Genomic DNA, 13,961 nt, shown 5'->3' with positions numbered 1-13,961 from the left:
TCGTTAATTTATGTACGAAAACATTAAAAAGCAGTTGTTTCAGCTTAAAAGTAACAAGATTTTTGAAGCGCTGGTGGTTGCCGTTATCATTATTTCAGCTTTGGAAATTGGCGCTAAAACCTACGAGTTACCCGCTTTTGCTAATAGCCTGACGTATGGTTTAGACCTTTTTATAACGCTGTTTTTTCTAATTGAAATTACCATTCGTTTTATTGCCGAAGACAATAAAAAAGCCTTCTTTAAAGATGGCTGGAATGTGTTTGATACCCTGGTCGTATTGGTCAGTCTTATTCCAATCAATGACTCTGAACTTGCCTTGCTGGCGCGCTTGGTCCGGATTTTCCGAGTACTTAGGATGATATCCATTATTCCTGAGCTTAGAACCTTAATAAACTCCTTGCTAAAAGCGCTTCCCCAGATGGGTTACGTTGTACTGCTTATGTTTATTATCTTCTATATTTATGCGGCAGTTGGTAGCTACTTGTTCGCCGACATCAACCCGTTCTTATGGGATAACATTGCCACTTCAATGCTTACGCTGTTCAGGGTGATGACCTTTGAAGACTGGACGGATATTCAGTATGAAACCATGGAAGTTTATGGTTGGAGCTGGATTTACTATATGACTTTTATTTTCCTGACTGCTTTTGCGTTTTTAAACATGGTTATCGGTATTGTGATTAACGTCATGGACAAAGAGGGTCGTAAGGTTGAGCTTGGCCAGGAAAATGAGGCTCAAGAACTCGGAGATAAAGAACCTTCTATAACTGATTTACAGCAGGAAATTCGGGAATTAAAGCAACTGATAGTGGCTCAGCAAGATGCCGAAAGAAGGTAAAAGTTTATACAGCGCAAAGCTGCTCATTAACGATATTCCCGTTACGGTTAAGAGTAAGCGGATTAAGAATATGTACTTAAGGGTGCGTGCGCCCTCGGGTGATGTTGAAGTTTCGGCTCCTAAGCAGTGCTCGTTGAATGAGATTGAAAGCTGGTTGTTTGAGCGTCATGACTGGTTGATAAAGCAACGGGAAAGAATTGCGATGCAACCGGTACAGCCAGAACTTCAGTTTGTATCAGGTGAAGAGCATAAGTTCTGGGGAAAAGTGTACACACTGGATATTGCACTTAAAAAGCGTGGTGCCGCGGTTAGCTTGAACGATAATAAACTGCAGCTGGTTTCTTTGCCACATTACGATGCAGTTCAGCGTAAACAGGTTCTGGATCGTTGGTACCGGGAACAAATTACCCGCGAAGTTGAAGCCTTACTGGGTATCTGGCAACCGCGAATGGGAGTTTACAGCAGCGGTTTCGGTATCAGGGCGATGAAAACCCGCTGGGGTACCTGCAATATACGCAGCAAAAAGATATGGCTGAATCTGGAACTCGTTAAAAAACCGGTCGAGTGCCTTGAGTACGTAGTGGTTCATGAACTAACACACCTGTTTGAGCGTTATCATAACGCGCGCTTTTACGCACTCATGGATGAGTTTCTTCCTGACTGGCGTGAGCGAAAAAAACTGACCAACGAGTTTATCTGAGTTCTTCCCCTAATTGATTCTGCGCTATCAATCTAAATACATAAGCCACTTTGAACAAACCGGCTAAGATTACCTGTGACAAATGCAAGAAAACTAACAGCATCAAAGGTAAGTTTTCTTCCTGGAACCAGGCCAGATAAAAAACGACGATTGAAAGTAATAAAAACACCACCATAGAAGTGTTAGAGGTTTGCAATAGTTTACGTGGTTTCATAAGAGAGATTCCTAATGCATCTAATAAATGCATATTAAATGTATCTTTAACTTAAATCAAGGAAAGGTAAGAAAATAGAGAACAGTGATGAACCATTGCCGGTGTCAGAGCCGTATTTTGAAGACAGAAAGGGTTTGGACACCGTTTAGACCTTATTGAACGAAGTTCTGAAGCCCTTATTGAGCAGGAAGGAGATTAGAAAGTGCAATATTTACACACCATGGTGCGGGTGCACGACTTAGAACAATCTTTGAATTTCTATTGTGATTTATTGGGATTGCAGGAAGTTAGAAGGAAGGAGGTAGAAAAAGGCCGTTTCACTTTAGTCTTTTTAGCTGCACCGGATGACGTTGAGCGCGCTAAAAAAGAACAGGCGCCGATGATGGAGTTGACCTACAACTGGGACCCGGAAACTTATAGCGGCGGCCGTAACTTTGGCCATTTAGCGTTTCGAGTCGAGAATATTTATGAGTTGTGCCAAAAACTGATGGATAACGGCGTCATTATTAACCGGCCTCCGAGAGACGGGCACATGGCCTTTGTACGCTCGCCGGATAATATCTCAATAGAGCTGCTGCAAAAAGGTGATAACTTGCCGCCACAAGAGCCGTGGGCCTCTATGGAAAACACGGGTGAATGGTAATTCAGAGCCAGATCCTCTATAATCTGCGCCACAAAATTACATAAGTAAGCTAATAGATTTTTACTTTGGTCCAATAAATAGGAATGACTATGTCGACTGATAAAGCAAAGATTATTTATACTGAAACGGACGAGGCGCCGCGCCTTGCTACCTATTCGTTTCTGCCTTTTATTGAAGCATTTACTAAGGCAGCTGGTGTTTCAGTTGAAACTCGTGATATTTCTTTAGCTGGTCGTATTATTTCGCAGTTTCCGGAATACCTGAGCGAAGAACAACGTCAGTCAGATGCTTTAGCTGAACTGGGTGAAATGGCGAAGACAGCGGAAGCAAACATTATTAAGCTGCCAAACATCAGTGCATCTATCCCGCAGATGACAGCTTGCATCAAAGAGCTTCAGGAACAAGGTTATAAGCTGCCTGACTTTCCGTTTGACCCACAAACGGATGAAGAAAAAGACGTTCGTGCTCGTTATGACAAAGTGAAGGGCAGTGCGGTTAACCCGGTATTACGTGAAGGTAACTCTGATCGTCGAGCACCAAGTGCTGTAAAAAATTACGCGAAGAAGCACCCACATAGCATGGGCGAGTGGTCTAAGGATTCTAAATCGCACGTTGCACACATGAACGACGGCGATTTCTACAGCAGTGAGAAATCGGTAACCTCCTCGGGCGATGATACATTTAAAATTGTTTTTGAGAGCAACGGTGAGCAAAAAGTACTGAAAGAATCGGTACCCGTACTGGCAGGTGAAGTAGTTGACGCTGCAACGATGAGTAAAAAGCAATTGCAGGCGTTCTTTGAGAAAGAAACTGCAGCTGCTAAAGAGCAGGGCGTATTATTGTCACTGCACTTAAAAGCCACCATGATGAAAGTCTCTGATCCAATTATGTTTGGTCATGCGGTACGTGTTTTCTATAAAGACGTATTGGAAAAACACGCTGACGTTATGAAAGAAATTGAGTTTGACGCAAGTAACGGTATTGGCGACCTTTACAACAAACTGGAAAAAATTGGTTCAGGCAAGCGTGCTGAAATTGAATCAGACCTGGAAGCGGTTTATTCAAAACAGCCGGAACTGGCAATGGTTAACTCGCATAAGGGCATTACAAACCTACACGTACCAAGTGACATCATCATTGACGCATCAATGCCGGCAATGATTCGTGATTCTGGAAAAATGTGGGATAAGAACGACAGCCGACAAGATGCTAAAGCAATGATCCCGGATCGTAGCTACGCAGGCGTTTACCAGGAAACCATTAATTTCTGTAGAGAAAATGGCGCCTTTGATCCGGCAACTATGGGTACCGTACCTAACGTTGGCCTAATGGCGCAAAAAGCTGAAGAGTATGGTTCTCACGACAAGACCTTTGAAATTCCGGCAAAGGGTACAGTAAAAGTATTTAACAAAGCCGGTGATGTTGTGTTCGAGCACCACGTTGAAGAAGGTGATATCTGGCGCATGTGTCAGGTAAAAGACGCACCGATTCGTGACTGGGTTAAGCTGGCGGTTAACCGTTCACGCTTAAGCGGCATGCCTGCAGTATTTTGGTTAGACAGCAACCGCGCTCACGACGCTCAGTTAATTAAGAAAGTGGAAGAGTACCTGAAAGAGCACGACACCGATGGTCTGGACATTCAGATCATGGCGCCGGTTGAAGCGACTCGCCACACGCTACAGCGTGTTAAAGAAGGCAAAGACACCATTTCTGTTACCGGTAACGTACTGCGTGACTACCTGACGGACTTGTTCCCAATTCTGGAACTGGGCACATCAGCGAAAATGCTGTCAATTGTTCCGTTAATGAACGGTGGTGGTTTGTTTGAAACTGGTGCCGGCGGTTCAGCGCCTAAACACGTGCAGCAGTTTGTTGAAGAGAATCACTTACGTTGGGACTCTTTAGGTGAGTTTTTGGCGTTAGCTGCGTCTCTTGAGCACCTAAGCCGCACCTTTGATAACAAGCGCGCGCAAATTCTGGCAGATAGCCTCGATGTCGCAACGGCTAAGTTCCTGGAAGAGAACAAATCACCGTCACGTAAAGTGGGTGAAATCGATAACCGTGGCTCACACTTCTACCTGGCAATGTACTGGGCAGAAGCGCTGGCGAACCAGAACGACGATGCTGAACTTAAAGAGCGTTTCAGCAAGCTGTCTGAAAAGCTGTCTGGCAACGAGCAAGCCATTATCGATGAACTGAACAAGGTTCAGGGCGTTAAAGTGGATATTGGTGGTTACTATCAGCCAAATACCGATAAGGTATCAGCAGCAATGCGCCCTTGCTCTGTATTAAATGAAACGCTTGCCAGCTTATAATTTACACACTGTAAATTAGGCGATAAGTGTAAGAAGCAGGCTTCGGCCTGCTTTTTTTATATCGATAAATTGTTACCAATCTATTTGGAGTCATGATTTTGGCCAGTAGCAACTACCTTATTAATTTGTACGAACGCTGCTTAAAACTACCTTTTGGACGTCAGGTTTTTTCGGCAATGTTTGCCCGAAAAGCGCCTTATTTTAAAACGATTAAGCCGCTTATTACTGAATTAAAGCCTAACCTTTGTCAGCTGACGTTTAAGAAACGAAAAGCAGTCCAGAACCATATTGGTACGGTGCACGCCATTGCGGTATGCAACGGAATGGAAATGGCGATGGGAGCATTAGCTGAAGCTTCTATTCCAAAGCATCTGCGTTGGCTGCCGAAAGGTATGAATGTGCAGTATTTGGCCAAAACCGATAGCGATGTGACCATAGAAGCAACAAGCTCAGAGTCCACCTGGCAACCGGGCGATCAACCCATATCGGTAGAAGCTAAGCGCAGCGACGGCACCGTTGTAGCCGCCGGGCACATTACTATTTATGTGTCAGAAAAGCCTAGTCGATAAGATGAAAGGACTGCTGTCTGCCGTTTAAGTAGCTAACACCGTCACCATCAAAAAATGCATCCTCTTCCAGCATGATGGTGATGGTTTTATCCTCGAATGTGGTTTTGTTATTAAGCTCGATAGAATAGGCCGTATTGGAGAATAATGGGTATTCTCCCCCTCCTGGTATAGCGTGCTGTTTATCCCACATACCAATGGTAGGGCCTGAGCCATGGCCGTAATACCCAATTGGGTGGGTATAAATCATAGGTTCCAGGCCTTTGTCCTTAGCTTGCTCTAACGCTGCAAGTAATATTTCGTTGCCAGAACGTGTCTCTTCAAACTGGGCTGTCAAAATATCTTGTAGTTGATTGGCATTAGCTAATGCCTGTTTTAGGGTATCAGGTGCGTCTGACTCGCCTTTTTTTAAAACATAGGCATGTTGTTGAGTATCGGTGTTTAAACGCAGGTAGGTAATGCCAAAGTCTATATGCAATAAGTCGCCGCGTTGTATGGTGACGCCTGTTGAACGCGGGTGCCCTGGTTGAGGGTCATTGATACGTTGTACACTCACGGAAGGATGGAACCAAACCGGCAGGTTCTCTTGTGCCGCACGTTTACGGAACCACCATTGAAGATCTTCTGTGGTCGTTTCACCAACTGCAATAACTTTGTCAGAAAACCCTTCAGCGATAATTTGGTGACCAAGCTTAACGGCATCCCGATAATAGGGCAGTTCTGCTTCTATTCGCTTTTCAAGCCAGGAAACAGCAAGCGGTTCAGCACTCACAATTTTACTGTCTAGGTTATCGGGTAAAGCAGCCATAAAAAGCTCTTTATCCGTGGCTGTAATGCCGTCGGCCTGAGCGAAATCTTTTGATTGATTAATTGCGATAGAGGCTGGGTTACGCTCTGCAATAATTTGAGCCAGACGCTTCCATTGGTCTGGCTGTTGTTCCGGGTTCCATGCGCTTTTAAACACCTCGCCAACGTCGTAGCGGGCTATTGCCAGAGTCTCCAGATTCTTATCTTCACCTGGGTCATGGATAAGCAGAATTGTTCTTCGTCTGGCTGACAACCAGTCGCTGGGCAGGAAGGTTTTAAGTACCGGGTCCTCGTTGTACTCGCGACTTATCAATACCCACATATCTATGTCAGCTTTTCGCATTAGCTCCGGGAGCAGTTTTTGCACGCGCTGCTGAAGAAGCTCATCAACAACTTCTGCACGCTGCTTAAGGGGGAGTGGGCTTATAGTATCTGCAAATACGTTGGTGGAAAATACTGCGCCAAAGGTGAGACTAACCAGTAAAATAATTTGTTTTAGCATAAGTGCGACCGATAATAAAAAAGGGACCCGAAGGTCCCTTTCTATCAGCTTTTCACAAAGAAGTGAATTAAGGCTTACCAACGGGCTCGTTGGCATCGATAACTGCACCCGGGTGCTCGTCTTCGCCATCGTCCGGCGCCAGCTTTTCCCATTTACGGGTAAACAGAGCTAATACGAATACAACCGCACCAACGCTCACACCGAACACAAAAATGGTCCAGTAAAGTTCAGGCATTGCCTGTGGGTTTTCCGGGTCAAGACCACCTGCCAGAAGACCCGCAATCACATTACCCATGGCATAAGTCAGAACGAAAACGCCCATTAACTGTCCGGCCATACGTTTCGGCGAAAGTTTACTGACCGCACTTAACGCTACCGGGCTTAAGCAAAGCTCACCAACGGTGTGAATAAAGTACACTGCAACCAACCAGTAAGGTGCTACTTTTAAGCCGCTAGCCGCCGCTTGCGACGCAAAGAACATGACAATGAAGCCGGTCGCCATAATGATAAGGCCAATCGCGCTTTTAAAACCGTACGATGGATTGATCATGCGTTTGCTGAGATTAATCCAAAGCGCAGCGAAAAACGGTGACAACGCGACTAAGAAGAGCGAGTTCAGCGACTGGAACCAGGTTGTAGGAATTTCAAAGTCGCCGACCATGCGATCCGTTAAGTCGCGAGCAAATAGGTTGAATGATGATCCTGCCTGCTCGAAGCCTGCCCAGAACATGGTTGAGGCAATACAGACCAGAAATAGGGCACCCAGTCGCTTCATTTCATCTTTGGTCAACTTACCAAACAGGAATATGGACAGGTAATACACGAAAAAGATAACAGTGAAAATAACAGCGACATTACCGGCAATCAGCGTTGGGTCCAAAGTAACGTAGTTATTTAATGCTAAATATGTATAAACCGCTAAACCAGCTAATAAGAGCCAGATAACTCCCCAGCTGCGTTTTGCTGCTTTAGGACCCAGAGGTTTAGGCGGTTTCGCTCCAACATCGCCAAGTTTAGGTTTAGTCAGTTTGTACTGAATAAGGCCGAACGCCATACCGACAGCTGCGGCCCCAAAGCCCCAATGGTAACCAGCATTTTCCATAAGGTAACCAGTAACGATGTAACCGATGATAGAACCGATGTTGATACCCATGTAATAAAGGGTATAACCACCATCACGACGGTCATCGTTGGAACTATATAACTGACCAACCATGGCGGTAATGTTGGGTTTTAATAACCCTGTGCCAAGTACCACCAAAATCATACCAACGAAGAAGCCAGCCTCACTCGGTATGGCCAAGACAATGTGTCCCAGCATAATAATGATGCCGCCGTACCAGGTTGCGCGCTGACCGCCTAATAAACGGTCAGCAATCCAACCGCCGGGTAAGCCCATGAAATAGACCGCACCGGTGTATAGGCCGTAGATAGCGGTTGCAGAGGCAACAGTTAAGGCGATACCGCCTTCTTGCAAGCTGGCGGTCATGAATAAAACGAGTAGCGCGCGCATACCGTAGTAGCTCATGCGCTCCCACATTTCGGTAAAGAACAGGGTCTGTAAGCCCCCTGGCTGTCCGAAAAAGCTTGAATCTTTATCGACTATTTTTGTTGGATCCATTCTTGTTATCCATTTTGTTATTTAATATTAAATAGTTAGCGTTATTAGTAGCTCATTCGACTTTGGTCTAAGTCGGAAAAAGTGGCCTTACTTTACTAGCGAAGACTGATAAATAAAACCGAAAACGACGAAATACTCGGTTTTTGAGCTGTTTCTACGCCGGAACTGACAGAGTTCGACAGCTTAAGGGATATTTTTGAGGATAAGGTGAATACACTAATATTGTCGACAATTTAGTTCATGTTAGCTTGCTAATAGCGTTATTTTCATGGAAAATAGAGCAATCAATAATTACTGTCGACAATTAATGCAAATAGTCAGTCCTTTAGAACGCTCAGCCATTACCTCTTCAGACCGAGTTCTGTTTGAAATACAGCGCGCTATTGTGGAAGGGGATATAGCAGCGGGCTCAAAAATTAGTGAACCTGAGCTGGCTAGACGTTTTAATGTTAGCCGAGCGCCATTGCGTGAAGCTTTAGCGAGACTTGAGCGTTGCCATCTTATTGAACGAATTCCGAACGCAGGTGCCAGAGTGGTTACCTTGTCACCGGAAGGCTTAATTTCGTTGTATCAAATACGCGAAGAGCTGGAAGGTCTGGCCTGTCGTTTAGCGGCAGAACAAATGCCGGAAAACGAAATTGATGAATTACGGCAATTACTCGATAAGCACCTGGAAACTCAGCGAGTTCGTGAAGGTGAAAGTTATTATCAGGAAGCCGGCGATCTCGATTTTCATTATCGCATTATACTCGGCAGTAAAAATCAGTATTTAATTAATATGCTTTGCGACGAACTCTACTATCTTGTCCGTATGTATCGAGTACAAATGGGAATGAATGGTCCAAGAGTTTCGCGCGCCTTCGATGAACACAAAGCCATTATTAACGCTATTGCTAACCGCGATGGGGAATTGGCCGATCTGCTCATGCGCCGCCATATTGGCGCGTCTCGTAAGAATATTGAATTACGGTTACAAACACAAAAGGAAACATCATGACTCATATGACAAGCCCGGGCGCTAAGTTGCGCCAAGCTATTGCCGACGAAAATCCTTTACAGATTGTTGGCACCATTAACGCCTACACAGCAATGATGGCAGAGAAGGTTGGGCATAAAGCGCTTTACCTGTCTGGTGCCGGTGTGGCGAATGCGTCTTTTGGTTTGCCTGACTTAGGCATGACGTCGTTGAATGATGTTTGTGAAGACATTCGTCGTATTACTGCAGCAACCGATCTACCTCTGTTAGTTGATGCTGACACAGGTTGGGGCGGAGCATTTAACATTGCCCGTACCGTTCAGGAAATGACGCGTGCCGGTGCTGCCGGAATGCACATTGAAGATCAGGTGGCTCAGAAGCGCTGCGGACACCGTCCAAACAAAGAAATTGTCACTCAGGAAGAAATGGTTGACCGCGTTAAAGCGGCGGTTGATGCGCGTATTGATGACCAGTTTTTGATTATGGCGCGCACCGACGCACTACAACAACAAGGGCTGGAAGCCGCTATTGAACGTGCTCAGGCCTGTGTGGATGCTGGTGCTGATGCCATTTTTGCAGAAGCTGTCCATACACTTGACCAGTATAAAGCTTTCAGCGAAGCGTTGAACGTGCCGGTTCTGGCGAATATCACTGAATTCGGTGCAACCCCATTGTTTAATAAACAGGAACTGGCCGATGTTGGGGTGGAAATTGTTCTTTACCCTCTGAGTGCTTTCCGGGCAATGAACAAAGCCGCATTGAACGTCTACAATAGTATTTTAGAGAACGGTGATCAGAAAGCCGTTGTAGATGACATGCAGACTCGCTCAGAGTTGTATGACTTTTTGAACTATCACGATTTCGAAGAAAAATTGGACCAGTTATTTAAGAAATAATACGACGTAGCCTGACGCTCACGTCAGGTGAAATATCGAATACAAAAGACTTTGTAAAATTAAGAAGGGAACAACATTATGGCAGAGAAGAAACTAAGCGGCGCAGGTTTGCGCGGACAGTCAGCCGGAGAAACCGCACTATGTACTGTTGGTAAAAGCGGCTCAGGTTTAACCTACCGTGGTTATGACATCTCTGAACTGGCGGAAAAAGTCAGTTTTGAAGAAGTGGCTTACCTTTTAGCGAAAGGCGAGCTGCCCAATAAACAGCAGTTAGAAGACTATAAAAAGCGTTTGAAGTCACTGCGCACCTTACCTCAGGAAGTCAAAGACGTACTTGAGCGTATTCCAAAGTCAGCGCACCCAATGGACGTTATGCGTACCGGCTGTTCTATGCTGGGGAACCTGGAAACAGAAGAAAGCTTTGATGAAGCGGACGGTCACATTGAACGCATGCTCGCGACTTTCCCGGGTATTGTACTGTACTGGTACCGCTTTACTCATGACGGTGTTCGTATTGATACTGATTCTGAAGAAGAATCTATTGGTGCTCACTTTCTGCGTCTGTTGCACGACAAAGCACCTTCAGAGCTGCATGCGGCAGTAATGAATACCTCATTAATTCTGTATGCTGAGCACGAGTTTAATGCATCAACCTTTACGGCTCGCGTTTGTGCGTCAACCTTGTCAGATATTCACTCTTGTGTAACCGGTGCTATTGGTTCATTACGCGGCCCACTTCATGGCGGTGCAAACGAAGCGGCAATGGAGCTGATTGAAGGCATGAAAGATGCTGATGATGCTGAGCAGAAGCTGAAAGGCATGCTTGAACGCAAAGAGAAAATCATGGGCTTTGGCCACGCCATTTACCGTGACTTTGACCCGCGTAACGATGTGATTAAAGCCTGGTCTAAGAAGTTGTCTGAAGAAGTGGGTGATAGCCGCTTATACGACGTTTCAGTGCGTTGTGAAAAAGTCATGTGGGACGAGAAGAAACTCTTCCCGAACGCGGACTTCTTCCATGCATCGGCTTATCACTACATGGGCATTCCAACCAAACTGTTCACACCAATCTTTGTGATGTCACGTGTGACCGGCTGGACCGCTCATGTGAAAGAGCAGCGCGCTAACAACCGTATTATTCGCCCAAGTGCTGATTATACGGGCCCAGAGCCGCGCAAAGTTCCAGCTTTAGAAGAGCGCTAATCCGATTGGAACTGATATTTGTACAGGAGCAGTTATCGACTGCTCCTTTTTTCGTTTAACGATGACGATAAGTGGTAACTCATGACTTCATACCGTAAAAAACTCGCTGGTACCACGCTCGAGTACTTTGATGCTCAAGCTGCTGTGGATGCGATTGAACCCGGCGCTTATGCGCGCCTGCCATACACTTCTCGTGTACTAGCTGAAAACTTAGTTCGCCGCTGCCCTCAGGATATCCTGACGCAGTCACTGGAACAGTTGATTTACCGTAAAAAAGAACACGATTTCCCGTGGTTTCCTGCACGGGTTGTCTGCCATGACATTCTGGGCCAAACGGCGCTGGTTGATCTAGCTGGCCTACGTGACGCTATTGCAGAAAAGGGCGGTGACCCTGCCAAAGTAAACCCCGTGGTTCCTACGCAGCTGATTGTTGACCACTCACTGGCTGTTGAGCACGCCGGTTTTGATAAAGATGCTTTCGAGAAGAACCGGGCTATTGAAGACCGTCGTAACGACGATCGTTTTCACTTTATTAACTGGACCAAAACAGCGTTTAAAAACGTTGATGTCATTCCTCCTGGCAACGGCATTATGCACCAGATAAATCTGGAGAAAATGTCTCCGGTGGTGCAGGTTCGCGACAATGTCGCTTTTGTTGATACCTGTGTGGGTACTGACAGCCATACGCCAATGGTTGATGCCTTAGGTGTTATTTCTGTGGGCGTAGGTGGTCTGGAAGCGGAAAGCGTTATGCTTGGGCGAGCATCTTACATGCGCTTGCCTGATATTGTAGGCGTTGAGCTTAGCGGCAAGCTGCAACCGGGCATTACCAGTACCGATTTAGTGTTGGAAATGACCGAGTTTTTGCGTAAAGAGCGTGTTGTTGGTGCGTATCTGGAATTTTATGGTGAAGGTGCAGAAGCCTTAACGGTAGGCGACCGTGCAACCATTTCAAATATGACACCGGAATACGGCGCGACTGCAGCCATGTTCTATATTGATGATCAGACCATTGATTATCTGAAGCTGACCGGGCGTGACGATGACCAGGTTGAATTGGTTGAACACTTTGCCAAAGAAACCGGGTTGTGGGCTGACAGCTTAAAGTCTGCGGAGTATGGTCGGGTACTTAAATTCGATTTGTCAAAAGTTAAGCGTAACTTGGCCGGGCCTTCGAACCCGCATTCGCTATTACCTGCATCGGAGCTATCTGAGCGTGGTGTTGCGAAACACATTGAGAACCCGGAAGAAGGCAAAATGCCTGACGGCGCGGTGATTATCGCAGCCATTACCAGCTGTACCAATACCAGTAACCCACGCAACATGATTGCTGCCGGCCTAATTGCTCGTAACGCGAACAAGCTGGGCTTAACCCGTAAGCCATGGGTAAAATCATCGCTGGCTCCAGGGTCTAAGACGGTCAAAATGTATCTGGAAGAAGCGGAACTGTTGCCTGAACTGGAAGATTTAGGTTTTGGCGTAGTCGCCTTTGCCTGTACCACCTGTAACGGCATGAGTGGTTCGTTGGATCCGAAAATACAGCAGGAAATTATTGATCGCGACTTATTCTCTACGGCGGTATTGTCTGGTAACCGTAACTTTGACGGTCGTATTCACCCTTATGCTAAGCAGGCGTTCCTGGCTTCGCCGCCATTGGTTGTAGCTTACGCCATAGCGGGTACTATTCGCTTTGATATTGAGAAAGACGTATTGGGCATTGATCCGGACGGTAATCCGGTAACGCTGAAAGACATTTGGCCAAGCGATGAAGAGATTGATGCCATTGTGAAACAGAGCGTTAAACCTGAGCAATTCCGTAAGGTTTATGACCCGATGTTTGACTTGTCAGTTGACTACGGTGAGAAGAACAACCCGTTGTACGACTGGCGCCCGCAAACTACCTATATTCGCCGTCCGCCATATTGGGAAGGCGCATTAGCTGCAGAGCGCACCATGAAAGGTATGCGTCCGTTAGCGGTGCTGGGCGACAATATCACCACTGACCACTTGTCACCGTCAAACGCTATTATGGCTGACAGTGCCGCCGGTGAATATTTGGCGAAAATGGGTGTGCCGGAGGAGGACTTTAACTCTTACGCAACGCACCGTGGCGACCATTTAACAGCGCAGCGCGCGACCTTTGCTAACCCGAAACTGTTTAATGAAATGGTGAAAGGCGAAGACGGTAAAGTCATTCAGGGCTCGCTGGCACGAATTGAACCTGAAGGTAAAACCGTGCGCATGTGGGAAGCTATTGAACACTATATGGAGAACAAACAGCCGCTTATTATTGTGGCTGGTGCTGATTATGGTCAGGGCTCGTCACGCGACTGGGCTGCAAAAGGTGTGCGCTTAGCCGGTGTTGAAGTCATTGTTGCCGAAGGCTTTGAGCGCATTCACCGTACCAACTTAATTGGTATGGGTGTATTGCCGTTGCAGTTTGAAGAAGGCACAACCCGTAAAACGCTGAATATTGATGGTACTGAAACCTTTGATGTGAAAGGTACGCCGGAAGCTGGTGCGAGACTGACTTTAGTCATTCATCGTGCCAATGGTGACAGTGAAGAAGTGCCGGTACAGTGCCGCTTAGACACCAAAGAAGAAGTATCAATTTATGAAGCCGGTGGTGTATTACAACGTTTTGCTCAGGACTTTTTAGAAGCAGAAGCAAGCTAAGGGG

The 13,961-nt window shown here is 46.2% G+C and carries 12 protein-coding genes; 9 read left to right on the top strand and 3 right to left on the bottom strand.

Translation table 11 applies throughout. The annotated features are described in order from the left end of the window. Positions 1-10 precede the first annotated feature (10 nt). Positions 11-838 carry an ion transporter gene (locus tag VBY75_RS03365; RefSeq protein WP_054487503.1) on the top strand — a complete coding sequence of 276 codons (828 nt, stop codon included), beginning with the start codon at positions 11-13 and terminating at the stop codon, positions 836-838. Further along, a complete protein-coding gene (locus VBY75_RS03360) occupies positions 822-1,538 on the top strand; it encodes a M48 family metallopeptidase (RefSeq protein WP_416511023.1) in 717 nt (238 codons plus the stop codon). Before VBY75_RS03365 ends, VBY75_RS03360 begins: the two co-directional genes overlap by 17 nt. Here VBY75_RS03360 and VBY75_RS03355 read toward each other — a convergent pair. Beyond that, positions 1,531-1,752, bottom strand: a complete 222-nt coding sequence (locus VBY75_RS03355; RefSeq protein WP_054487507.1) for a hypothetical protein — start codon at positions 1,750-1,752, stop codon at positions 1,531-1,533. The two genes, VBY75_RS03360 and VBY75_RS03355, sit on opposite strands and share 8 nt — an antisense overlap. 202 nt (positions 1,753-1,954) lie before the next feature. Here VBY75_RS03355 and VBY75_RS03350 point away from each other — a divergent pair, with 202 nt between their 5' ends. The 3 genes from VBY75_RS03350 (at position 1,955) to VBY75_RS03340 (ending at position 5,279) form a co-directional block, all read left to right on the top strand. Then, positions 1,955-2,395: a VOC family protein gene (locus VBY75_RS03350; RefSeq protein WP_222236888.1), complete on the top strand. Its 441-nt coding sequence runs from the start codon at positions 1,955-1,957 to the stop codon at positions 2,393-2,395. Between the two features lie 89 nt (positions 2,396-2,484). Further along, complete coding sequence (locus VBY75_RS03345) at positions 2,485-4,710, top strand: NADP-dependent isocitrate dehydrogenase (RefSeq protein ID WP_416511020.1); 2,226 nt, start codon at positions 2,485-2,487, stop codon at positions 4,708-4,710. Positions 4,711-4,802: 92 nt separating this feature from the next. After that, a complete protein-coding gene (locus VBY75_RS03340; protein ID WP_174507656.1) occupies positions 4,803-5,279 on the top strand; it encodes a hotdog fold domain-containing protein in 477 nt (158 codons plus the stop codon). On the opposite strand, the gene VBY75_RS03335 is transcribed toward VBY75_RS03340, so the two are convergent. Further along, positions 5,269-6,585: a M24 family metallopeptidase gene (locus tag VBY75_RS03335; protein WP_416511017.1), complete on the bottom strand. Its 1,317-nt coding sequence runs from the start codon at positions 6,583-6,585 to the stop codon at positions 5,269-5,271. The two genes, VBY75_RS03340 and VBY75_RS03335, sit on opposite strands and share 11 nt — an antisense overlap. A gap of 67 nt (positions 6,586-6,652) precedes the next feature. Continuing rightward, positions 6,653-8,206 (bottom strand): peptide MFS transporter, encoded by a 1,554-nt coding sequence (locus VBY75_RS03330; RefSeq protein ID WP_222236892.1) that lies wholly within the window; start codon positions 8,204-8,206, stop codon positions 6,653-6,655. Between the two features lie 307 nt (positions 8,207-8,513). On the opposite strand from VBY75_RS03330, the gene VBY75_RS03325 reads away from it, so the two are divergent. From VBY75_RS03325 to acnD, 4 genes are all read left to right on the top strand, one after another. Beyond that, positions 8,514-9,203: a GntR family transcriptional regulator gene (locus VBY75_RS03325; protein ID WP_199494685.1), complete on the top strand. Its 690-nt coding sequence runs from the start codon at positions 8,514-8,516 to the stop codon at positions 9,201-9,203. Then, positions 9,200-10,078, top strand: coding sequence for a methylisocitrate lyase (prpB, locus tag VBY75_RS03320; RefSeq protein WP_199494667.1), 879 nt, complete (start codon positions 9,200-9,202; stop codon positions 10,076-10,078). The genes VBY75_RS03325 and prpB overlap by 4 nt, the downstream gene beginning before the upstream one ends. 78 nt (positions 10,079-10,156) lie before the next feature. Next, entirely contained in the window at positions 10,157-11,281 is a 1,125-nt protein-coding gene (gene prpC, locus VBY75_RS03315; RefSeq protein ID WP_416511014.1) for a bifunctional 2-methylcitrate synthase/citrate synthase, read from the top strand. Positions 11,282-11,362: 81 nt separating this feature from the next. Next, the gene (gene acnD, locus VBY75_RS03310; protein ID WP_224797499.1) at positions 11,363-13,957 is read left to right on the top strand and encodes a Fe/S-dependent 2-methylisocitrate dehydratase AcnD; all 2,595 of its coding nucleotides are present in this window, start codon (positions 11,363-11,365) and stop codon (positions 13,955-13,957) included. The last annotated feature ends 4 nt before the right edge of the window (positions 13,958-13,961 follow it).

This window comes from Idiomarina sp. HB (genome assembly GCF_048059115.1).
Classification (GTDB): Bacteria; Pseudomonadota; Gammaproteobacteria; order Enterobacterales; family Alteromonadaceae; genus Idiomarina; species Idiomarina abyssalis.
This window is presented reverse-complemented; position numbering and strand designations above follow the sequence as displayed.

Bases quoted from the DNA above. Each gene is read 5' to 3' on its own strand.
- VBY75_RS03365 (WP_054487503.1), top strand. From the start codon at position 11: ATGTACGAAAACATTAAAAAGCAGTTGTTTCAGCTTAAAAGTAACAAG.
- VBY75_RS03360 (WP_416511023.1), top strand. From the start codon at position 822: ATGCCGAAAGAAGGTAAAAGTTTATACAGCGCAAAGCTGCTCATTAAC.
- VBY75_RS03355 (WP_054487507.1), bottom strand. From the start codon at position 1,752: ATGAAACCACGTAAACTATTGCAAACCTCTAACACTTCTATGGTGGTG.
- VBY75_RS03345 (WP_416511020.1), top strand. From the start codon at position 2,485: ATGTCGACTGATAAAGCAAAGATTATTTATACTGAAACGGACGAGGCG.
- VBY75_RS03340 (WP_174507656.1), top strand. From the start codon at position 4,803: ATGATTTTGGCCAGTAGCAACTACCTTATTAATTTGTACGAACGCTGC.
- VBY75_RS03335 (WP_416511017.1), bottom strand. From the start codon at position 6,585: ATGCTAAAACAAATTATTTTACTGGTTAGTCTCACCTTTGGCGCAGTA.
- VBY75_RS03330 (WP_222236892.1), bottom strand. From the start codon at position 8,206: ATGGATCCAACAAAAATAGTCGATAAAGATTCAAGCTTTTTCGGACAG.
- VBY75_RS03325 (WP_199494685.1), top strand. From the start codon at position 8,514: ATGCAAATAGTCAGTCCTTTAGAACGCTCAGCCATTACCTCTTCAGAC.
- prpB (WP_199494667.1), top strand. From the start codon at position 9,200: ATGACTCATATGACAAGCCCGGGCGCTAAGTTGCGCCAAGCTATTGCC.
- prpC (WP_416511014.1), top strand. From the start codon at position 10,157: ATGGCAGAGAAGAAACTAAGCGGCGCAGGTTTGCGCGGACAGTCAGCC.
- acnD (WP_224797499.1), top strand. From the start codon at position 11,363: ATGACTTCATACCGTAAAAAACTCGCTGGTACCACGCTCGAGTACTTT.